A 22561-nucleotide genomic window follows, 5' to 3' on the forward strand; every position below is an offset into this window, starting at 1 on the left:
TAACACAGTGGCTGGAATAGGCTTTGAATTAAAAAAATTATTTGAGAAAAAAGGTGTGCTTTCTAAAATGAAAGCATATGGATATACTGGTGTAATCACAACTGGCCCAATGCTTTTAGGATACTTATTTTTAATTGGTATTAATTGGGTCGGTCAATGGTACAATCTTGATTCGCATTCAAGAGATTTATTTATAAGTATGATTACGTATTCATTATTTGCATCATTATTATTTACTAGTATTTCTTCTATGGTTATAACACGATTTGTTGCAGATGTTGAGTACGTAGATGCAAATTCATCACAAAGAAAACAATTAAAACAGCATGAAAAAATATTGCCAGCATTTAATGGTATTTTGTTGTTTATGCTTCCAATTGGTGGAATATTGTATGCAATATTTTTATATTTTTCAGGGATATCTTTTATACATGCATTATTAAATTTTATCCTTTTTGAAGAATTATTAGTTGTTTGGACACAAATGACATTTTTATCAGCTATTAAAAGATACAGAGCAATCATGATGACATATTCTGTTGCTATTTTAATTGCTTTTATATTTGCTTGTTTAGGTAGCGCTTTTATAGGTGTGTCATTAACTGTTTTATTGATTAGTGTTTGTTCTGGATATGGAATAATGTTAATTGGTAATTTAGTTGCTTTATATGATTATTTTCCTGTTTTATCTGAAAAAAGTGTGATAGATCATTTTAATCAAGTAAATGTAAATAAATCTGATAAAAAGAAAGAAAAATTATCAATCAGAGACGAATATCAGGGGGCTTTTGAGTATTTAAAATGGTTCGATGAATATAAGAGCTTAGTTGTTATTGGAACATTTTCAACAATTGGATTATTTGCACATTTAATAATTGCATGGCTAGGACCGATTGGAGTTCATGTTCAGGGATTATTTTATGCAGCTCCAGAACATGATGTTCCTGCATTATTTGCATTTTTAACTATAATTGTAACAACAATTAATTTTGTAACATCTGTAGAGGTAAATTTTTATCCTAAATATGCAAGATTTTATAATCTTTTTAATGGACAGGGTTCAATTAAAGAAATCGATCAAGCTGAAAAAGAAATGCTTACTGTTTTAGAAAGAGAAATAGGTTACACAGCTAAGAGACAATTGTATTTTACAGCGATTATGATTTCAGTTGGTTTAATAATTTTAACACAACCTTGTTTAAAACTTGGATTTACTTCATTAATGGGTGGCTATTTTAGAACCTTATGCGTTGCATATGGAATTTATGCTATTGGAAATGTGTTGATGCTTATGCTTTTATATTTTACAGATTATAAAAGTGCAGCAATTGCAACAGTAGTATTCGCATGTGTATCTGTTGTGGGTAGCTGTTTGACAAATTATTTTTTTGATCCCAAATTTTATGGTATTGGATTTGCAGTAGCATCAATTTGTTATTTCGCAATTTGCCTTTATAAATTGATTCGTTTTACAAATAGATTGTCATATCATATTTTGAGTAGACAACCATTAATTAAGGAAGAACGAATAGGAATATTCACAAAATTATCACATTACTTGAATGTTAAATTGAATGATATTGATTTTAAAATACATTGTGCATTTAATAGACGTTTAGTAAGAAAATATAAACAAGAACTTGCAGAAAAACATAATATCATTCAAAAGTAGTAAAGTATTTATTGATTTTTTATGAAAATGAATTTTATAAATTAATATTTTATTTTATAAAAGCTCCAGGAAAGTGATTTTCGGGAGCTTTTAATATAATAATTTTGATATAATAATACAGAATACAAAATAAAAATAAAGAAAGAATAGGGTAGTGAAATGAAATTTGTAATACAAAGAGTAAATAATGCAAAATGCGTAGTAGATGATAAGGTTACAGGTGAAATAAATAAAGGATTGCTTGTTTTTGTTGGAATTGGTAAGGGTGATACAACAAAAATAGCGGATAAAATGGTTAGTAAATTAATTAATATGCGTATTTTTGAAGATGAAAACATGAAGATAAACCTTCCTTTAGAGAAAATAAATGGTGAAATATTGCTAATTTCACAATTTACACTATATGCAGATTGTAAAAAAGGAAATAGACCATCATTTACGGATAGTGAAAAACCTGAAGAAGCCGAAAAAATGTATGAATATATCATTGATAAATGTGAAAATGATCCTAAAGTAAAAAAAGTAGCAAAAGGTATTTTTGGAGCAGATATGAAAATTTCCTTGGAAAATGATGGACCATTTACTATTATATTAGAGTCAGATAAGCTAGCTATTTAAATTTTATAGAAAAGTAATTATACAATTTAATACCAAATAAGGTATAATATAGGTATAGAGATATTAATTATGGGCAAATATTTACAGAATGAATATTATTTTTTTTGGGGGGAATTATAAATGGAAGAATATAAAGAGATTTATACAATAGGGCGAGAATTTGGTAGTTTAGGTAGTGCAATTGGATATAAATTAGCAGAAAAATTAGGAATAAAGTGTTATGATAAAGAATTGCTCCAGCAAGCAGCCAAGGAATCAGGTTTTTGCCAAGAAATCTTTGAAACACATGATGAAAAGCCAACTGCAAGCTTTTTATATTCGTTAGTAATGGATACATATTCATCTATGAATTATTCAAATGCGCCTTTTATGGATATGCCATTAAATCATAAGGTTTTTTTAGCACAATTTGATGCTATCAAAAAGTTAGCAACTGCAGAATCCTGCGTTATAATAGGTAGATGCGCAGATTACGCTTTAGAAGATAATCCTAAAATGCTGAGTATTTTTGTTCATTCTGAATTAGAAGACAGAATAAAAAGAATAAGTGAGCGTCTGGAATTAAGTGAAAGAAAAGCAAAAGATACAATAATCAAAAATGATCGCCAGCGGGCAAATTATTATAATTATTATACATCCAAAAAATGGGGTGAAGCTAGAAGTTATGATTTATGCTTAAATACTAGTAAATTAGATGTTGATGATTGTATTGAAGTAATATTAAAGTATAGAGAAATGCTAAGAAAAAAAGAAAAATAAAAATTTAATTTTTCTTTTTAATAAGGAATAAGAAAAATGATATTTCCGTAAAAACTTGAAGCTTGAGTTATATATGTTGTATATAGCTCAAGCTTTTATTATGAGATAATATAAAATGGATAATTATAAAGGTTGTATTTGATTTTAAATGAAAAGATAATAAGCATGGTGTAAGTAAAATAATATTTTAAAAAATTAACATAAAATAAAAAAGAAGTAGTAATAAGAACAATTGTCTGATTTTTATAACAATTAAAAAAAACGAATGAAAGCCAGTAAAAATCAAAGTTTATTTTTTTGAATATATAACTATGCGTTAAACTTGTGTTTTGCGAATAGAATTTCTTAACTTTTTAACCTGCTTTCGCAGGCTTGTTTTTTATATTTATTCACATTTTAAATTATCTGAAAATTAATTACTTTATATCACTTCTTCTTTCCAGAAACACCGTACATGATGAAATGTTTAAAATAATTTTTAAACATTATTTTTCTATAATAAATATATTTTAATAAATACATTTTATGTATATTATATATTTATTATAGAAATTAACATAATATATGAATTTTATATTAGTATATATTTTATTATTTATATATATTTTATTTCTTATATATATTATCCTTTATGCTCATTTATTCTTAATGTATTCAATAATTTATCAAGATAATCTGGTAATGGAGCACTAAATTCAACATATTCTTTAGTGGATGGATGAACAAAACCAATCGTTTGAGCATGTAAACATTGACCTTCTAAATGTTTAAATTTACATTTTTTAACGTTTGAGTATACATCATCTCCTACTAATGGATGACCAATACTTGCCATATGTACTCTAATTTGGTGTGTTCTACCAGTTTCTAGCTTGAATCTTACATACGTATATTCATTAAAACGTTCTAAAACATGATAATGTGTAATTGCAGGTTTTCCATTTTTATAATTAATTGCCATTTTTTTACGATCATTAGGATTTCGACCAATAGGACCCTCTATTGTTCCATCATCTTCTTTTAATTGACCATACACTAATCCGACATAAATTCGATTAACACTATGCTCTTTTATTTGTTCTGCAATATCAGTATGGCTTAAATCGTTTTTACATATTATTAAAGAACCAGTAGTATTCATATCGATTCTATGAACTATTCCTGGTCTGATTACACCATTAATTCCGCTTAATGAATCTTTGCAATGAAACATAATAGCATTAACTAATGTATGTGATAAATGTCCTGCCGAAGGATGAACTACCATGTTTTTGGGCTTATTTACAATCAAGACATCATCATCTTCATATAAAATATCCAATGGAATGTCTTCTGGTTCAATTTCAAGTTCAACAGGATCATTTATATTTAGTTCTATTGAATCATTTAATTTTAATTTATAATTTGCTTTTACGTTTTGTCCATTTAAAAGGATTTCTCCATTTTTAATAGCTTTTTGAATAAAAGAACGTGTAAAATCAGGAAAAGTAGCATTTAAAAACTTGTCTACTCTCTCGTTTACGTCTTTTTCTGTTATAATTATGTTCTCTTGAAACATAAAAACTCCTTATCTTTTTTATGTTTATTATTTATTAGTTTCGTTATTTATCATTTTTGTTAGTCTTTTTTTGTTTTATGTTTGACATTAATGTATTTAAATCATTTTCATCAAAAACAAAAATGATAATATAACACATTAATATTGCGCCAATAGTAATATATATATCTGCAATATTAAAAATTGGAAAATTTATTAATTTGAAATACAAGAAATCAATAACATATTTTCTAAATACTCGATCTATAAAATTTCCTACTGCCCCTGATGCAATTAACAATAGACTAAATCGAAAAAACTTATACTTAAAGTTACTTGCAGTCATTTTAAATACAATATATAAGACGAGTGATACTACTACAATAGTAAAAATAACAAAGAAAATAAACTTTGCTGTCACAAAAGCATTTGGATGCTCGTTAAAATATTTAAAATTAAATATTTTATGAAGAAATGTTATTGGATCTATACCAAAAGCAGCACTTCTATTTTCAAGATAATTTAATTCGAAAATATTTTTTAAAAGTGAATAAGGCTTATGTCCTTTTAAATTTAATAAAACAAAATATTTTGAAATCTGATCAACTATTATAAGAATAATAATATATAAAGATATTTTTAAGTTATCAAAATATTGTTTATTTATTTTATTTTTGCAAAGTTCTTCTTTCATCATATTGTCCCCTATTACATTACTACTTTAGTATAAATTATTTTAAAAGTTATTCATAAAATTTAAAAATTACTTTTAACTTTCCTTTTTTTGAAACCTGATTAGATTGTTTGAAAATGAATCTACCATATCCTCTAACCGATACAATTATATCATCCTTACATTCTTCACTGGTTTTATTAACTATCCTGCCATTTATAAACACTTTTTGTGATAATATCAATTTTTTGGATAAATCTCGTGATAGATGAAACGCTTTAGAAACAATTACATCAATTCTATTTGAAGGAATCAATTCATTAACTATTTTAAAAACGGGTTTTAAATCATCAATATTTGACGGATTATCTATGACTTGCTGAACTTGGACTTTAGTTCGTTTGATTTCATTTAAATTATCTATTATATATTGTCCTATATTATTATCACAAAAAATATATATATAAGTGTTTCTATCATTTTCATGTACAATAATATCACCAATAACATCTCTTTTAATACCTAAAGACATCAATGCACCTAATACATCTCTATGTGTTATTTTCTGAGAATATTTAGTATTAGTAATAGTTATATTTAATAACATTATTGGAAATATTGATAAATCATACAAATCATCTGGTATAAATGCTACCATCTGTCTTTCTGCAAAATTATATCCACCAAAAAGCAAAAAGTCACTCATTAATTGTTCTTTGGTGGAATGCAATATACTTTGTTCATTTAAGTTTAAGAATTTACCAAAAATAATAATATCTTTATTGTATGAAATCCTTGATTGCTCAATAATTTTTTTTGTAAATAAATCTTTATCCGTATTCATAATTAATTTCTATCTTTTGTTATTTTAGTATGTTATTACTCTTGATTAGTCTTCAACAGAATATCCTGGTAAATGAAAAGCATCCATAATATTTTGCTGAAAATCTCCTGAAATATCAACATTAGCTGGTGTAATAATAAAAATATAGCTTGAAATCTTTTGTAAATTACCACTAATTGCAAAACATGAACCAGAAGAAAAATCTATAATTCTTTGAGCAACATCTACATCTAATCCTTCTACATTAAGCACTACTGTGCGATCACTTAAAAGTGTTTCTGTGATTTCTCTTGCATCATCCATTGATGTTGGTTTGATAACACATACTTCCATACCTGTTCCCTGCTTTCTTGCTCTACTTATTGGTGTTATTTTAGGTGTTGTTTTAGAAGATTTATCTCTATAAGCGTTTCTATCATCTTCTTTAACATCACTTTTTTTCTCACGAATAAAACTATGACGAGGCGCTTCTTCCTCATGCTCATCTTCAATTTCATCATCTTCGATAAAATCTTCATTTAATTCCTCATCATAATATTCATCATCTGTTAATCTCATAGCAGTTAATACCTTATCTACAAAACTCATAATTTAGTTCTCCTATTTTTTATAGTTTCTTTCTCCAAATATACCGGTGCCGACTCTAACAATCGTTGCCCCTTCTTCAATTGCAACTTCGTAATCACCAGTCATCCCCATGGATAATATATTCATACTTACATTATCTATGTTTTGATTACTTATGTCAACTGCTAATTGTTTAATTTTTCTAAAAAAGTTACGATTTTCTTCAGGATTTACAACATATGGAGCAATTGTCATTAATCCGTCTACTTTAATATTTGGCATTTTTGAAATTTCTGTAATTGTATTTAAAACGTCTTCTTTTTTTAATCCAAATTTGCTTTCTTCTTCTGCAATGTTTACTTCTATCAAAACATGTGATGTGACATTCTTTTTAACAGATTGTTTACTGATTTCTTTTGCAAGATGAATACTGTCAACAGAATGGATTAATTCAACGTTTCCTACAATATATTTGACTTTATTTGTTTGTAAATGGCCAATCATATGCCATTTAATATCTTTTGGTAAAGATTCTATCTTTCCAACAAGTTCTTGAACTTTATTTTCACCAAAATTACGTATTCCACAATCATATATTTCTTGCAACATTTCTACTGGTTTAGTTTTACTAACAGCAACTAATGTTACATCTTGTGGATTTCTATTTGCACGTTTACATGCTTCTAAAACTTTTGATTGGACATCTTTTAAGTTCTCTTTTAACATTTTATGCTTCCTCTCTTTTTTACTACAATTTTCTATACTATAAGTTGATTTTCTTTTATTGCTTTTCCATCTAATGCTATATGATCATATAAAGCTATACTAAATGAATCAAGTTTTTTTACAATTATATACGATTGATTCCTTTCTAGAATTTGTACTGGCCTAAATATAGCATACCCTTTATTTAAGCTGTAAACACCGTCTAATTTACATACGGTAGTGTTAAGAATAATACTATTATTATTCGCTGAATCTAAAATTGAATCATTTAATGATAATTTACCTTTTTCTATGTAATAATTGTTATCATCTAAGAAAATAATCTTTGGTGTATAAAATTCTATTTTTTTATTTGGATGGACAATTGTAAAACCTAATTTTTTACCATTATCTTTTAAAACAAAATAATTTTTTGGTATTTTATACGCTTTTTTTGATGTCAAAGATGTCGCTGGTATCTTTAATCCATCTGTTAAATTGTGAACTATTTCTAAATCGATAAAACGATCAGAAGCATATCGAATCATAGAGTCACTAAGCTGTAAATCAACATAATACACATCTTTCACTTTTTTTATTATACTACATTGTGCTTTAGCTATTTTATTATCCTTACAAAACTTTATTTTAGCTTCGGAATTATTTTTCAACTTGGAAGCTGTATTTGAATCAGTTTGTATTATAACGTGCCAATCGTCATTTGTTATCAATTTATATACTGCATCACCTTTATGTACTTTAGATTTCGCAGATAAAGTTTTTTTCTTGTACAAATTGTTTTTAAACCAAGTTGGAGAAAATTCATTAATGGTTTTGTTTTCATAACCATCTGTTGAATACATCACAACACCAGATTCTTCTGATTTTACAAGAAAAAAAGATTTCTTTGAAGCAGCTTGCTCGACTTGTGAAACTAATTTTCCTAATGCATTTGTACTTAAAATTTGAGTAAGCTCAGATGATAACTCAGTTTTAAAAGAAATAACATCTTGAAAGTTATTAGCGTTATAGGATGTAGTTAATCCGGAGATATCATTTGAGATGTTCTCTATATCAGTACCTGACAATACTGATGTATCATCAGTAGCATCGTATATTTTGTTGGATAATCCACCGTCTGTATCTATAGAATAAACATTGTCTTCAACAGAAACTTTAGTATTATTTTTAGCATAATAATTTACATATCCAGTTTTTTCTGTTTTGACGATATGTTCATCTCTAAGAATTAATCCTCGATAAACATTATTAGATGCAATTGCTCCTTGTTGTACCTCGTATGTAGCTGTTGTTTTTGAAAAAAAATAACTACCTACTCTCATACATATATATAATAATACAATTGCAAAAATAATGATTCCTATATTTGTATTTAATGGTTTTTTGTATCGTACAATTTTTCTCTTTCCCACTGTTATACACCTCAAAAAAAGGGCTTCCATTTTAGAAGCCCATAAATTTCTTATTTATTATATTATACTAAATTTAGTCAAGTTTTTATAAAGCTACAAGTACTTTTATTTTATCAGTTTCAGGTAAGCTTGCTTCATCCGTAGAAACGCTGAGGACAAATTTTGTCTTGTATTTATTTGAAATTTTGTCTAATTTATTGATTGCATATAAAAACTCGTCATCATTAGAAATAAATGCTATTGTAAGAAAACTATCTAAATAAACTTCTTCTAAATCATTATCTTGTGAAACTATACCGCAGATAAATCCTAAAAATTCTTCACAATTTTCTACTGGATACTCTGATACGTCGATTAGACGGATTTTCTTGTTTAAATCAAGCATATGTTGATTGCTTTTATCGATATAAACAACATTTCCTTCAACGTTATTTAGAGTATCATCCACAAGATTAAGTAATTCTTTTGTTTTTCCTTTACCTTTCTGTCCACAAATAATTTCAACCATAATTAATCCTCCTAGAATTTGATTTTAATAACACATTTTCTACGTCGTTACCATAAAATTTCTAGTCAAAAAATTACAACCACTGTATTACTTAGAACAAAAAATAATCTAATCATTAACATAATGAATTATATATTAATTATATCTTAATTATAAATAAAAAACAAGAATAAGTATACAAATTACTGTATAAATTTTATAAAAAAAGAGTGTTATAAAAAGTGTAATTTAAAAAAATAAACAAAAAAAAATCTAAATTATATTTCAAGATGAAATATAATTTAGACTAAAAATTTCGTATTATAATTGTAAAACGTATATTTTACATTATTTTCCAAATTCAGTAAGTATTTGTGTCATAAATTTATATAAATCGGGTTTTGTTTTACCACCATATACAATACTAATGATATCTTCATTTCTAGCATTTTTAGAATACAAAACTAAACAATGACCAGCGGCATTTGTTGTTCCTGTTTTACCACCAATTATATTAAACCCATCAGGTACAGGATAAGTCCCTTTTAAATATGCATTAGTATTCTTCCAAGTCTGACTTACTTCTTTAGAACTTGAATTAATATAAGATGCAACGTATTCCTTCGTAGAAACTATCTCTTTAAATTCTGGTAATTTTATCGCTGCATTAAAAATTAAATACATATCATATAATGTAGTGTAATGATTATCTGCTGGTAATCCGTTAGGATTTACAAAATGTGTATGTGTTGCACCTAATTTCATAGCATACTTATTCATAACTTTTGCAAAATCTGTTGTAGAGTTTGAATAATATTCGGCCAAAGCGATAGCGGCATCGTTACCGCTTTCTAGCATCATTCCATGTAACAAAGTTTTGATGCTTACTTTATCTCCTGCTTTTAAATGGCATACAGACGAATCTCCACCCTGTTTTACTGCATTTTCACTAACAGTTGTTACATCATTTAAGTTTGAATTTTTTAAAATAATATAAGCTGTTAATATCTTAGTTGTACTAGCTGGATATAACTTCTTATAAATATTTTGGTTATAAGTTACTTCTTTTTTGCTAACATTAAATACTCCAGCTTCTTCAGCTGAATCAGATGAAACTTTTTCCAAACCGAAATTCACCTCATCTGTAACACATAAATCTTCACCAAGAAAATTATTTATTTTACTGTTACTTCCAACCGATGAAAGCGCGATGTTATATGAATCTTCTTTTTTGTCAAACCATGCACAACTAGATAAAATACCTGTACATGAAATACTAACTGTAACTAATAATGATAAATACTTTATTCTTTTTTTATTTATACATCTCACGCCACTCTAAATCTCCTCTATCTAAAGATTTAATCAATAGCTCAGCTGTAGCTAGATTAGTAGCTAGTGGGATATTGTGTTCATCACATAAACGAACAATTATATGAACGTCAGGCTCATGTGATTTTGGTTGCAATGGATCACGTAAAAAAATAACTAAATCAATTTCATTATGCTCGATTTGAGCTCCTAATTGTTGTGAGCCACCTAAATGACCTGCTAAATATTTGTGTACTTGTAAATTTGCAACTTCTTCAATTAATCTTCCAGTTGTTCCTGTTGCGTATAAATCATTCTTAGCCAAGATTCCTCTATATGCAATACAAAAATTTTGCATTAATTTTTTCTTAGAATCATGGGCAATAAGTCCAATATTCATAAGTATAACTACCTCCTAATAATATTTTTTGCATTGTAAACCGACATTCAAAACTAAACCTATACCAATTAACAATGAGAGCAATGACGTTAATCCATAGCTTACGAATGGTAAAGTTAAACCAGTATTTGGCATTAATCCGGTTGTAACACAAATGTTTACAAAGCTTTGGAAAGCAATCCATGATGCCATTCCGTAACAAATAAGTTGTCCTGACAAATCTCTTGCCTTCATTCCTGTTTTTATACATTGATAAACAATGCATGCTAGCAAAACTATAACTGCAACTGATCCTATAAATCCCAATTCTTCTCCAATAACAGAAAAGATAAAATCAGTATGTGATTCTGAAATATAATGTGTATTATTTAAAGACGCTGCATCTGTATTATTTAAGCCTTTTCCAAACATTTGACCAGAACCAATTGCCATTATTGAATTAACCTGTTGCCTAGCTTTATCAACGTTTTGTGGAGCATCTGGATATAACCAAGCTGAAATACGTTCCATTTGATAACCATGTAAAAGATCAATTACATTAGTTGCTACTAAAATAATGGCAATTATAAAGGCTGGTACAATAACAGCCAAAACTCTTACTATTATTTTATAACTTAATCCTGCAATAAACAAGAGCGAAACAAAAATAAATGCAGTAACTATTGTAGTTGACAAATCGGGTTGAGATAAAATCAAACATAAAGGTATTGCAACAAATCCTAATGTTTTTAATAATCTATCATTGTCATTTATTCGTTCCGTATATTTGTTTAAATATGATGCAAAAAATACTATTATTACAATCTTGGCTAACTCTGAAGGTTGAATTGTAATACCTGCAATTGAGAACCAACGTTGAGCACCTTTACTTGAATGGCCTAAAAATTTAACGAGTAACAATAAAAAACATCCACTAACATAATATACAAATGAAAAATTTAGTAAAACCTGGTAGTCAAGTAAAGAAATGACTACCATGATTACTAAACCTACAAAAAATCCCAATACTTGCTTACTTTGAACAGCTGGATTAGCACTACCAATTACCATAATACCCAAAATAGTAAGTAATGAAACAAAAAATACTAATTTGAAATTATAATTTTTAATTTTGTATTGACTAAACATACGCATTCTCCTTAATCATTACTTCTAGACGATAATCCGGATGGGTTTATACTATCAGCTTTATTAGCTAACATTCCGTTTAAATCTCCACCTGTTAAATAGTATGACATTATTCTTTGAGCAACAGCCGCAGCATTGTGAGATGAAAAACCGTGAGCTATTCTTGTAGCTATTGTAATCTTTGGTTCTTCAAAAGGCGCATAACCAACGAATAAACCATGATTAGGGTGTCCTGCCTGTTGTGCTGTTCCAGTCTTTCCTGCAACGCTAATTGGAAATCCCTTAAAGCAATCTAATGTCGTAATAACTTGATTCATACCATTATGAATTGCAGTCCATTGTGTTGATGATAGTGTTGATGAAATATCTGAAGATTTGCTTGTGTATTTCTTTAACACTTTTCCTTTTGAATTTACAATTTTATTCATCAACTTATATGTATATAATTTTCCTGATGTAATGGCTGTTACATATCTTGATAAAGAAACAGTTGTAAAGTTATTATTTGATTGTCCAATTGCAGCCATTACAGGATATTCTGTTGCAATTGCCGATGTATTTTCAGGAATTTCTATACCTGTTTTTTTATCTAAACCATAAATTTTGGCATATTTTTGTATTTTCTCAATACCCTTAGCATCATTATATGTACCCGTCATAGAGGCTAATCTATATCCAACCGTATAAAAAAATACGTTACATGAATCTTTAATAGCTGTTGAAACATTTTCAGGACCATGTGCACTAGGATAAATCCAACATCTTGGTTTATTACTTACTTCATTAAATACACCACCACAATTAATAACTGAATCAGGAGTTATAACATTTTCAGACATACCAGCTGTTGCTGAAATCATTTTAAATGTTGAACCAGGTGCAGTTCTTTCTTGTGTAGCATAATTATACAATGGTTTAGATAAATCAGAATTTAAAGCTGCATAATATTTTGAATCAACACCATTAGCTAATCTGTTGTTATCATATCCTGGATAACTAACCATAGCAAGAATTTCACCGTTGTTTGGATCTGTAATTACAGTTGATCCAGTACAAGGTTCAAGTGCTAATTGAGCAGGTGTAATTTCAATTTTATTTATCTTATCCAAAAGAAAATTAAATGGTGAAATTGTTCCATTTTTAAGTCCATTTAAAGTTCCTTCGTCTTGTTCTAAAATACCTTGTTCATACAATAAAACACAAACTTGTGTACCAGAGATTCTTCCTTCTTTTACTAAATATTGATAAACGATTTTAGTGAATCCTGTATTGTTTGATAATTTCTTTTGTACAAATTTACATAAAGCATCATAAACTTCATCTGAATTTGCATACTTCTCATCCACGTTTAATTTGCTAATATCAATCCATTGTTTTTTTATACAATAAGATAAATATTCTTTTGGACTCAAATTACCTTCTCTCCATTTTTGATAAGTTGAATCATTTGAATCAATCTTACTTGTATCGATTACCTTGTCATTTTTTAATTCAGAAATTAAATATGTAAAGTAATCAAGAGTTTTTTCAGGCAAATTGTTATTAACTGCAGGTTTAGCACTTCTTAATTCATTATCAATAAGTGTTATACCTTCTTGAACGCCTTGATTTTTTATATCTCTTACTGCTTTTTCAGTATCTGTTGCATTTGGAGAATCAAATCGACTTGTATCAATTATACTATTCTTTAAAAATGAAGCATAAACATCTTCTTTTGGAATAATTCCATTTCTAATTTCAGCATAAACTATACCAGCAATTTCTTGTTCAAGTAATTTGTAAGTTGCAATTTGTAAATCTTTGTCAACACTTAAATAAACATTATTACCTGCTTTAGCATCTTTTTTACTTAATTTTTTTGAAATTCGTCCTACGTTATCAACTAAAACAGTTTGTTTACCATTTATACCTCTAAGATATTTCTCATAATATTGTTCTATTCCGGCTTTACCGACTTCATCATTATTCGTATAAGATTTATCTTTTGAACTATAATCTTCGAACTCTTCGTTAGAAATTTTACCAGTATAACCAAGAATAGATGCAAAATATTCTGGATCATTATATTTCCTAATAGTTGCCTCTTCAATCGAAATACCTTTCAATTCCTGAGAATGCTCATTAATATATGCAACTGTTTCATCTGAAACATCTTTTGCAATAGTTGTTGAACGATATTTAGAATATTTATTTGCAGATAATGCTACTCGTGCAACTATAATGTCATATTTTAGTTGTTTAGAATATGATTTGGGAATCTGATATAATTTGCTATAATAATTCATTATTTGTTCAGCAGATGCTTTTGCAGTGTTAAATTTTAATTCTTTATTATACCCTAATTTAGAATAACTTCTTTCATGAAAAGTGTCTGCTAAAAAACGTTTTAATCTAGTTCCGTCTACTGTATAAACAAAATTTCCATCTTCATCCAAAACAATTTGATAATCATTCGACAATGTATCATTGTTCTTATGGATTTGAGTTATAACTTGCTTTAATTTTGAATTTAAAGATTTATTTCTGATTTTTGAATCAGACGATTCATCATTATCTGAAATTGTAACCGAATACGCTAATTCATTGTAAGCAAGTAACTTTCCATTTCTATCATAAATGTTACCTCTTGCAGCTTCAACGGTTAATTCTTTTTTGATTTTTAATGAAAAGTCTTTCTGATATTTTTCACCATTGATAATTTGTAAAACAAAAAATCGTAAAAATAAAATTATAAATAAAAATGAAAAGAAAGTAGCTAAAACGGCAATACGTGAGTTAAATAAATTTTGTAAATAATTTTTTATCTTTTTATTCAATGTTCTTTGCTCTCCTCTTTTCTTCTTTTTCTATCCATTCATTTAATCTAACTAATAAGAAAAATACAAAAACTGTTACAATAGTTGAATAAACCATTTCTGGAACAATTATTGTTTTTAAATAGTAAAAATAGTCAAATCTTCGTCTTCCAATAAATACAAACAGATACAATGTTGTATTTAAAAGCCAATCTGATCCAGCTATTAAAATCAGAGGTAGATTAATATCATCTGGATAAAAATATTTTTTAAACAATCCATTTATATATCCTATATACATATATAGCAATGTATTTAAACCTAAATAAGGTCCAAAGAAAATATCCACCAGTAGCCCTGAAAGGGCACCGATGAACATTCCTTCCCTTCTACCTCTCATAAAGCCAAATGTTGCTATAACAATTAATAAGAGGTTAGGAGCTATATCAGCAAATGCAATAGATTTACAAATGGTTGTTTGCAATACAAAACAAATTGATATAAGTAAAAATAAAGTTACTTTTCTTCGCATATGCTATTTCTCCTATTTATTTTGGTTTTCGTTAGAATTATCTGTTTTGTTTTTGTTTCCAACATCACCTGTCTGTTTTAGATTCTTAATTACTAAAACATTTTCTATATGTGCAAAATCTACAGCAGGTGTAATAGTTCCTGATTTAGTAAGATTATTTGAATCTTTTTCAATTTTATCAACATATCCAATTAAAATACCCTGTTGATACTGATCAGATACATATGAAGTTACAACAGAATCACCATTTTTAACTTTGTTATCTGAATCTCTTAATTCAGAAAAAGTTATTACACCATTTTTATTCATTTCTTTAATGCTACCACTTACATTGATATTATCATAAGTATTAGTAATCATTCCACTAACATTTGATAAATCATTTATTACAGTTCTAACAGTTGAATAATTACGTCCAACATCACTAATAATACCAACTAAACCACCATCAGCTATTACATTCATTCCTTTTTTGATTCCATCTTTAGAACCTCTATTGATTGTAAAAGTTGAGAACCAGTTACTAGAGTCTTTTGCAACAACGCTAGCAGCTATTTTATCGTAAGCTGGATATTTAGCATCTAAATTCAATAATTTTCTGTAGTTTTCAAGTTCGTATTTTTCAAGTTTAATTGTATTTAATTGTGTTCTTAAAGAATACACTTTCTTTTTTAATTTTTTGTTTTCTTTTTGAACTTCTCTTAAAGTCTGTAAATCGTTTGCTTTTGATGTGGCCCATGAGCCAACACCATTAATTCCCTTCTGCATTGGAGTAAAAACGTATCCCGCAACAGAGTTTAAAGGTCCACCCGAAATATTTGCAACTAAGCTAAGAAAAATGGTACATATACAAACGATTGTTATTCCCATTAAAATATACTTTGATGGAATAGACTGCTGTTTTTTATAACGATTACGTTTATGAGAATTCTTCATGACAACCTCTTTTTATAATTTTTCTTTTGGTATATATGTTAAGCTTTTATATTTTGGATCAGACACAATTTCTACTAAACCTCTAACAACTGAATCTTCTGGATTGTCAGCAGTATTAATTTTAATATTAGTAATTTGCTCGAATAATTTATCTAATCCCTGAATCATTGAGCTTCCGCCTGTAACATAAATTCCTGAATGGATAATATCTTTTGCTAATTCAGGTGGAGTCTTCTCTAAAATAACTTTAATTGCATTACAAATAGTTGTTAAATTAGATTGCATAGCTTCATATACTACATCAGAATTAATTTCTTTTTCAATTGGTAAACCAGAAACAACATCTCTACCAACAATAACTTTTACATTTTCTTCTGTTGGAGGAAGTGCAGAACCGATAGATTCTTTAAGAGCTTTTCCTGTTTTCTTACCAATTACTAGATTAAATTCTTTTCTGATGTATGAAACAATATCCTCATCAATTTTATTTCCACCAACATCTACTAATTCTTTTGATACAATACCACCTAATGAAATAACAGAAATTTCTGTTGTTTCTGCACCGATATCAACAAGCATGATACCTGTAGGTTCGTTTACATCTAAGCCAAGGCCTACTGCTGCTGCAATTGGTTTCTTACATAATAAAACATTTTTTGGCTTACTCTTACTATTTTTAAATACTTGATAAAATGCACGTTCTTCAACTTTTGTTACAGCTGTTGGAATAGCCACAACAAATTCAGCATTTCTAAGTTTCATTTTCATTTTGCTTTCAAGATAATCAAAAATCATCTTCTGAAGATAATCAAATTCTGCAATAACACCAGAAACTACTGGAAAGATAACTCTAATGTCTTCTGGTGCTTTTTCATACATTTCATATGCACTATCACCATACGCGTATAGTGTATTTTTATCTTTAACTGCAATTGTATTTTTTTCTTTTAAAACTTCACCTGTTGACTTGCAGAAAATTTTAAAATTGCAAGTACCAAGATCAATACCGTAGATATTATTGTTCATTACGTTTCTCCCTTTTACTCTATGATTTTTTCTTCTTTAAAACTGAAATATCGATTATCGCCTATGATTATATGATCAATAACTTTTATACCTAGTAGATCACCACATTCTTGGACACGTTTAGTTATTCTTTTATCTTCTGTACTAGCTGTAGGATTGCCACTCGGATGATTGTGTATCATTACAAGGGCAACAGCGTTTTTAGATAAAGCCTTCTTGAAAATTTCTCTAGGAGATACAAACGCAGAATTAACACATCCAATGGATAAATGTTCATCTCCTAAAAAATTACATGCTGTATCAAAATATGCAACAAAAAAATGTTCTTCATCTTTATGACGAAGTTGTTCCATATAATAATTAGCAATAGAAAGCGGACTATTCATTTTTAAATTATAGCCACTTTTGGTTTTAGAAATTCTTCTAGAAAGTTCTGCAATAGCTTTAATCTGAATAGCTTTTACTTTTCCAATTCCTGGAAATCTACATAATTCATCAACCGTAAATTCATAAATATTCAAAATATTATTTTGCTTTCCAGATAATATTTGATGAACAACTTCGACAGCTGACAATTCTCGATTTCCAGTTCTTATAATAATTGATAACAATTCACTATCAGTTAAAGCATGTGCACCTAAATCCAAAAATTTTTCATAAGGTCTATCGGATTTCGGTAAGTTTTTCAATTTTACATGATTCATTATATATAATTTACTCTCTTGGATATTATATACTTTATGAAATCATCTCAAAATTACATTTAATTCTAACACACTTTATCTATATTAACAAGTTTTCGTGCATAAAGTTTTTGAAGTGACATCATTATACCTAATTTTGCATGATACCAAGTTAATCCACCCTGGAAATAAACTGCATACGGTGGTTTAATAGGTCCATCTGCTGATAATTCGATAGATGAGCCTTGTACAAAAGCACCTGCTGCCATGATTACATCGCTATCATAACCAGGCATTGCCCATGGTTCAGGTGTAACAAAGCTATCAACTGGAGCTGCTGCTTGTATACCCTCACAAAATGCAATCATTTTATCTTTATCTAAAAATTCAATAGCTTGAATAATGTCGTGACGACTTTCTGATCCGTTAGGCACAACTTTAAATCCAAGTTTTTCATAAATATTAGCTGCAAAAATAGCACCTTTTAAAGCACCACTAACAACAACTGGAGCTAAGAATAAACCTTGATAGAATGATTGAATTACTCCTAATGAAGCACCTACTTCTTTTCCTAAACCTGGAGAAGTTAATCTATAAGCGGCATTTTCAACACATTCTTTCTTTCCAGCTATATATCCGCCAATTGGAGCAAGTCCACCACCTGGGTTTTTAATTAATGAACCGACTATCATATCAGCACCAACTTCTGTTGGCTCTTTGTCTTCTACAAATTCACCATAACAATTATCAACCATACAAATTATATCTGGTTTAATATTTTTAATAAAAGAAATTAACTCTCCTATTCTATCAACAGATAATGTTGGTCTTGTTTGATATCCTTTTGAACGTTGGATAGTTACCATTTTTGTTTTTTCATTTATAGATTTTTTAATATTATCGTAGTCAAAAGATCCATCTTCTAAAAGATCTACTTGTTTGTATGTAATACCATATTCAGCAAGTGAACCTTTTGATTCTCTGATACCAATTACTTCTTCAAGTGTATCATATGGTTTTCCAACAGGTGATAATAATTCATCTCCTGGGCGAAGGTTTGACATAAGGGCTAGTGCTAGAGCATGTGTTCCACATGTGATTTGTGGACGAACTAAAGCATCTTCTGCTTTAAAGCAATCTGCATATACTTTTTCTAATGTATCTCTACCTATATCATCATATCCATAACCTGATGATGAATTAAAACATTCTGCACTTACTTTATTTTTTTGCATAGCATTAATTACTTTTAATTGATTTAATTCAGCTATACGATCAATATTTTCAAATCTTTCTTTTAAGTCTTGTTCAATACTATTTGTAAAATTAAATACTTCCTTAGAAATACCAAGTTCTTCGTAGTATTTTTCTAATAAGTTTTGCATTGTGTGTTCCTTTCTTTGATAAAACTTACTCTATGATCTGTTTACTTTTAAGTTTATTTATTATATATTCGAGTATTTTATCATCATTGTAATTATATATATTTTTATCAAGCCATTCTACACTTTTTTCACGTCTAAACCATGTTAATTGTCGTTTAGCAAAATGTCTTGATTCTTTCTTAATTAATTCTTTTGCATGTTCTAAACTATATTCTCCATCTAAATGATGTAATATTTCTTTATAACCGATACCTTGCATAGATATCATATCACAGGTATATCCTTTATCTTTTAAAAAGATTACTTCATCTAACAAACCTTTATCAAACATTATATCAACACGCTTATTTATTCTGTTATATAAATTTTGTCTATCATCATTTAAAACAAAATAGATAAAATTATATGGCGATTCTTTTTGTTTTTCTTTTTCATTATGTTCGGATATAGGATAACCATTTATTTTATAAAACTCAATTGCTCTAATTACTCTTTTAGTATTATTAGGATGAATTTTGTTATATGATACTTCATCTATATCTTTTAACATTTCATGTAATTTTTCTGCGCCATATTCATTTGCATAATGGGTTAAATAATCCCTATATTCGGTATTTGTTTCTTTTTCATCTGAAAATTCAATATCATATAATAATGCCTGAATATAAAAGCCTGTTCCGCCAACCACAACAGGAATTTGGTTGTTTGAATAAATTTCATCAAGTGCTGTTAAGGCCATTTCTTTAAATTTGACAATATTAAATTCTTCATCTGGTAGCAATTCATCAATCAAATAATGTTTTACACCATCCATCTCTTCTTTAGTAACTTTAGCTGATCCTATATCCATATATTTATAAATTTGCATTGAATCAGCAGATATTATTGCTCCATTTATAGCATGGGCTAATTTAATTGATAAATCTGTTTTACCGACTGCAGTTGGGCCAGTTAAAACAATTAAAGGTTTTTTATTCATTTTAATCAATCCTTATTGTTATTTATTTTAAACTATACGTTTAAATTTCTTTTCAATTTCATATTTTGTCATTGCTATAATAGTTGGTCTACCATGAGGACAATTATAAGGATTTTCAATTTTTAATAAATCATCTAAAAGTTTTCTTACTTCTAATTCGCTTATTTTATTGTTTCCTTTTATAGCTGCTTTACAGGACATGGTAGCAACTTTATGTAAAATCAAATCAGATGTTGTTTTTCCTTTAAATTCTAAACATTCATCTATCATATCAATAAAGAGAGTCTTCATATCAATATTGTATAAATTATCTGGTACAGCTGTAATTTTATATTCTTTACCACCAAAATATTCAATATCATATCCAAAAGACATTAATTCATCTTCTATTTTAGATAACATTTCTTGTTCCGTATCATCTAAAGTTAGAATTATAGGTGGATTAAGAACCTGGGACGTAAACTCTTTATTTTTTAACTTATTTAAAGTTTGTTCATATAAAACTTTTTCATGTGCAGCATGTTGATCCATTATATATAGTTCATCACCAAATTCAATTAACCAATAAGTTTTAAAGAGTTGACCAATAATATTATAAGATGATTTATTTTTTTGTGATAAGAAATTTTCATCAACATCAGATAACGTAATTTCTTTGTATTCAACTTTTTCTTCAGCAACCATCTTAGCTACAGTTTCATCTTTAGATAAATGATTATTATCATTAGAAATATCATCTTTCACATTGCTAGCTAGAGTATTTTGTGTAGTATTTGATATATTATGATCAACATCATTAGAATCAAAATTTTTTCGATTAAACGCCATATTAAGCGCATTTGATATAGTTGAAACAGCGTCACTTACCTGTTTACTATGAAATTTATCAAATGAATTAGCGTTTGATTGTTGTTTTGTATCATTTGATTCATCTGCCGTTGTCTTTTTATTATTTTTTATAAACTTTTCATATTCTTTAGCATAATTAAATGTTTCAAATGGCTCTGGTATAATAGCTTTTTCTAATATTTTTTGCTTTTCTAGGGCCGCATCTTTTTGATCATTTTCATCAATAGGTACACGAGGTATTAATTCTCTGTTTGATAATTTAGCATATACTATATCATATAATTGTGAATATATTTCTTCGTTGTGACTAAACCTTAATTCCATTTTTGTTGGATGAACATTTACGTCTATCATTGAACCTTTAAAATCAAAATAGAGTAATGTAAACGGATATTGATGTTGCATCAAATAATTTTTATAGCCATCTTCTATACTTTTTGATAATAATGAACTTTTGATATAACGTCCATTTATGAAATAATTCTCGTAATTTCGATTCCCTCTTGTAATTATTGGTTTGCCTAAAAAACCATGGACTTTAAACAACTCTGTCTCAACATCAACTTCAATAAGAGAATTAGCTATTTCTCTTCCATATATCTGATAAACAAGATCTTTTATATTTGAATTACCTGATGTGTGTAATTTTATCTTGTTATTATTAATAAATTTAAAAGAAATATTTGGATGAGACAAAGCAAGTTTTTCTACAACATCGGTAATATAGTTACCTTCAGTTGTTGGAGATTTAAGGAATTTTCTTCTAGCTGGAGTATTAAAGAATATATCTTTTACAATAAAAGTTGTTCCATCAGGCGCTCCTATTTCAGTATTAGATATCTCCTTTGAACCCTCAATTAAATATCTTGTTCCTGTTAAATCATCATATGTTTTTGTAATCAATTCAACCCTAGCAATAGCAGAAATACTCGATAATGCTTCTCCTCTAAATCCAAGGGAAGATACACTTAATAAATCTTCAGCTGTTTTGATTTTACTAGTTGAATGTCTTAAAAATGCAATTGGAACATCACTTTTTTTGATTCCACTTCCATTATCAGTTATACGAATCAAAGAAATACCACCTTCTTTGATTTCTATTGTTATAGCAGTCGCTCCTGCATCGATTGCATTTTCGACTAATTCTTTAACAACTGATTTTGGACGTTCAACTACTTCGCCAGCAGCTATCTTGTCAATAGTTTCTCTAGTTAATAATTCAATCTTCCCCATGGTCGTTCC

General features: G+C 28.0%; 21 protein-coding genes. 3 read left to right on the forward strand and 18 right to left on the reverse strand.

Features of this window, described 5'->3' with window-relative positions; all coding sequences use genetic code 11:
- The first annotated feature begins 7 nt into the window (after positions 1 to 7).
- The 3 genes from pelG (at position 8) to BMY79_RS01835 (ending at position 3049) form a co-directional block, all read left to right on the forward strand.
- Positions 8 to 1672 (forward strand): exopolysaccharide Pel transporter PelG, encoded by a 1665-nt coding sequence (gene pelG / locus BMY79_RS01825; protein ID WP_051532771.1) that lies wholly within the window; start codon positions 8 to 10, stop codon positions 1670 to 1672.
- A gap of 159 nt (positions 1673 to 1831) precedes the next feature.
- A complete protein-coding gene (gene dtd / locus BMY79_RS01830; protein ID WP_022747811.1) occupies positions 1832 to 2290 on the forward strand; it encodes a D-aminoacyl-tRNA deacylase in 459 nt (152 codons plus the stop codon).
- A 120-nt stretch (positions 2291 to 2410) separates the two neighbouring features.
- Positions 2411 to 3049, forward strand: coding sequence for a cytidylate kinase-like family protein (locus tag BMY79_RS01835; RefSeq protein ID WP_022747812.1), 639 nt, complete (start codon positions 2411 to 2413; stop codon positions 3047 to 3049).
- Positions 3050 to 3671: 622 nt separating this feature from the next.
- On the opposite strand, the gene BMY79_RS01840 is transcribed toward BMY79_RS01835, so the two are convergent.
- From BMY79_RS01840 to mutL, 18 genes are all read right to left on the reverse strand, one after another.
- Complete coding sequence (locus BMY79_RS01840) at positions 3672 to 4607, reverse strand: RluA family pseudouridine synthase (RefSeq protein WP_022747813.1); 936 nt, start codon at positions 4605 to 4607, stop codon at positions 3672 to 3674.
- A gap of 43 nt (positions 4608 to 4650) precedes the next feature.
- Positions 4651 to 5280 (reverse strand): signal peptidase II, encoded by a 630-nt coding sequence (locus BMY79_RS01845; RefSeq protein ID WP_022747815.1) that lies wholly within the window; start codon positions 5278 to 5280, stop codon positions 4651 to 4653.
- 49 nt (positions 5281 to 5329) lie between these two features.
- On the reverse strand, positions 5330 to 6103 hold the full coding sequence (locus tag BMY79_RS01850) for a YlmH/Sll1252 family protein (RefSeq protein WP_022747816.1): 774 nt from the start codon (positions 6101 to 6103) through the stop codon (positions 5330 to 5332).
- A gap of 45 nt (positions 6104 to 6148) precedes the next feature.
- Positions 6149 to 6691 carry a cell division protein SepF gene (locus tag BMY79_RS01855; RefSeq protein ID WP_022747817.1) on the reverse strand — a complete coding sequence of 181 codons (543 nt, stop codon included), beginning with the start codon at positions 6689 to 6691 and terminating at the stop codon, positions 6149 to 6151.
- Positions 6692 to 6703: 12 nt separating this feature from the next.
- Complete coding sequence (locus BMY79_RS01860) at positions 6704 to 7396, reverse strand: YggS family pyridoxal phosphate-dependent enzyme (protein ID WP_022747819.1); 693 nt, start codon at positions 7394 to 7396, stop codon at positions 6704 to 6706.
- A 32-nt stretch (positions 7397 to 7428) separates the two neighbouring features.
- Positions 7429 to 8808, reverse strand: a complete 1380-nt coding sequence (locus BMY79_RS01865) for a biotin/lipoyl attachment domain-containing protein (RefSeq protein WP_022747820.1) — start codon at positions 8806 to 8808, stop codon at positions 7429 to 7431.
- A gap of 85 nt (positions 8809 to 8893) precedes the next feature.
- A complete protein-coding gene (locus BMY79_RS01870) occupies positions 8894 to 9316 on the reverse strand; it encodes a hypothetical protein (protein WP_022747821.1) in 423 nt (140 codons plus the stop codon).
- A gap of 327 nt (positions 9317 to 9643) precedes the next feature.
- Positions 9644 to 10627: a D-alanyl-D-alanine carboxypeptidase family protein gene (locus BMY79_RS01875; RefSeq protein ID WP_022747823.1), complete on the reverse strand. Its 984-nt coding sequence runs from the start codon at positions 10625 to 10627 to the stop codon at positions 9644 to 9646.
- Entirely contained in the window at positions 10611 to 11006 is a 396-nt protein-coding gene (locus BMY79_RS01880; protein ID WP_022747824.1) for a methylglyoxal synthase, read from the reverse strand. The genes BMY79_RS01875 and BMY79_RS01880 overlap by 17 nt, the downstream gene beginning before the upstream one ends.
- Before the next feature lie 15 nt (positions 11007 to 11021).
- Entirely contained in the window at positions 11022 to 12134 is a 1113-nt protein-coding gene (locus tag BMY79_RS01885; RefSeq protein WP_022747825.1) for an FtsW/RodA/SpoVE family cell cycle protein, read from the reverse strand.
- 11 nt (positions 12135 to 12145) lie between these two features.
- Positions 12146 to 14950 (reverse strand): penicillin-binding transpeptidase domain-containing protein, encoded by a 2805-nt coding sequence (locus tag BMY79_RS01890; protein WP_022747827.1) that lies wholly within the window; start codon positions 14948 to 14950, stop codon positions 12146 to 12148.
- Entirely contained in the window at positions 14943 to 15461 is a 519-nt protein-coding gene (gene mreD, locus BMY79_RS01895) for a rod shape-determining protein MreD (protein ID WP_022747828.1), read from the reverse strand. Before mreD ends, BMY79_RS01890 begins: the two co-directional genes overlap by 8 nt.
- Positions 15462 to 15473: 12 nt before the next feature.
- Positions 15474 to 16397 (reverse strand): rod shape-determining protein MreC, encoded by a 924-nt coding sequence (mreC, locus tag BMY79_RS01900; protein WP_029067405.1) that lies wholly within the window; start codon positions 16395 to 16397, stop codon positions 15474 to 15476.
- A gap of 12 nt (positions 16398 to 16409) precedes the next feature.
- On the reverse strand, positions 16410 to 17423 hold the full coding sequence (locus tag BMY79_RS01905) for a rod shape-determining protein (protein ID WP_022747830.1): 1014 nt from the start codon (positions 17421 to 17423) through the stop codon (positions 16410 to 16412).
- Positions 17424 to 17437: 14 nt separating this feature from the next.
- Positions 17438 to 18112: a RadC family protein gene (gene radC, locus BMY79_RS01910; RefSeq protein WP_242826844.1), complete on the reverse strand. Its 675-nt coding sequence runs from the start codon at positions 18110 to 18112 to the stop codon at positions 17438 to 17440.
- Positions 18113 to 18192: 80 nt separating this feature from the next.
- Complete coding sequence (locus BMY79_RS01915) at positions 18193 to 19491, reverse strand: methionine gamma-lyase family protein (RefSeq protein WP_022747832.1); 1299 nt, start codon at positions 19489 to 19491, stop codon at positions 18193 to 18195.
- Positions 19492 to 19516: 25 nt separating this feature from the next.
- Positions 19517 to 20470, reverse strand: coding sequence for a tRNA (adenosine(37)-N6)-dimethylallyltransferase MiaA (gene miaA / locus BMY79_RS01920; RefSeq protein WP_029067406.1), 954 nt, complete (start codon positions 20468 to 20470; stop codon positions 19517 to 19519).
- 27 nt (positions 20471 to 20497) lie between these two features.
- Complete coding sequence (gene mutL, locus BMY79_RS01925) at positions 20498 to 22552, reverse strand: DNA mismatch repair endonuclease MutL (RefSeq protein WP_022747834.1); 2055 nt, start codon at positions 22550 to 22552, stop codon at positions 20498 to 20500.
- Between the last annotated feature and the right edge of the window lie 9 nt (positions 22553 to 22561).

It is taken from the genome of Lachnobacterium bovis, assembly GCF_900111325.1.
GTDB classification, from domain to species: domain Bacteria; phylum Bacillota; class Clostridia; order Lachnospirales; family Lachnospiraceae; genus Roseburia; species Roseburia bovis_A.

Coding starts and splice junctions, on each gene's coding strand:
- dtd (WP_022747811.1), top strand. CDS start 1,832: ATGAAATTTGTAATACAAAGAGTAAATAATGCAAAATGCGTAGTAGAT.
- BMY79_RS01835 (WP_022747812.1), top strand. CDS start 2,411: ATGGAAGAATATAAAGAGATTTATACAATAGGGCGAGAATTTGGTAGT.
- BMY79_RS01840 (WP_022747813.1), bottom strand. CDS start 4,607: ATGTTTCAAGAGAACATAATTATAACAGAAAAAGACGTAAACGAGAGA.
- BMY79_RS01845 (WP_022747815.1), bottom strand. CDS start 5,280: ATGAAAGAAGAACTTTGCAAAAATAAAATAAATAAACAATATTTTGAT.
- BMY79_RS01850 (WP_022747816.1), bottom strand. CDS start 6,103: ATGAATACGGATAAAGATTTATTTACAAAAAAAATTATTGAGCAATCA.
- BMY79_RS01855 (WP_022747817.1), bottom strand. CDS start 6,691: ATGAGTTTTGTAGATAAGGTATTAACTGCTATGAGATTAACAGATGAT.
- BMY79_RS01860 (WP_022747819.1), bottom strand. CDS start 7,396: ATGTTAAAAGAGAACTTAAAAGATGTCCAATCAAAAGTTTTAGAAGCA.
- BMY79_RS01870 (WP_022747821.1), bottom strand. CDS start 9,316: ATGGTTGAAATTATTTGTGGACAGAAAGGTAAAGGAAAAACAAAAGAA.
- BMY79_RS01880 (WP_022747824.1), bottom strand. CDS start 11,006: ATGAATATTGGACTTATTGCCCATGATTCTAAGAAAAAATTAATGCAA.
- BMY79_RS01885 (WP_022747825.1), bottom strand. CDS start 12,134: ATGTTTAGTCAATACAAAATTAAAAATTATAATTTCAAATTAGTATTT.
- mreD (WP_022747828.1), bottom strand. CDS start 15,461: ATGCGAAGAAAAGTAACTTTATTTTTACTTATATCAATTTGTTTTGTA.
- mreC (WP_029067405.1), bottom strand. CDS start 16,397: ATGAAGAATTCTCATAAACGTAATCGTTATAAAAAACAGCAGTCTATT.
- BMY79_RS01905 (WP_022747830.1), bottom strand. CDS start 17,423: ATGAACAATAATATCTACGGTATTGATCTTGGTACTTGCAATTTTAAA.
- BMY79_RS01915 (WP_022747832.1), bottom strand. CDS start 19,491: ATGCAAAACTTATTAGAAAAATACTACGAAGAACTTGGTATTTCTAAG.
- miaA (WP_029067406.1), bottom strand. CDS start 20,470: ATGAATAAAAAACCTTTAATTGTTTTAACTGGCCCAACTGCAGTCGGT.
- mutL (WP_022747834.1), bottom strand. CDS start 22,552: ATGGGGAAGATTGAATTATTAACTAGAGAAACTATTGACAAGATAGCT.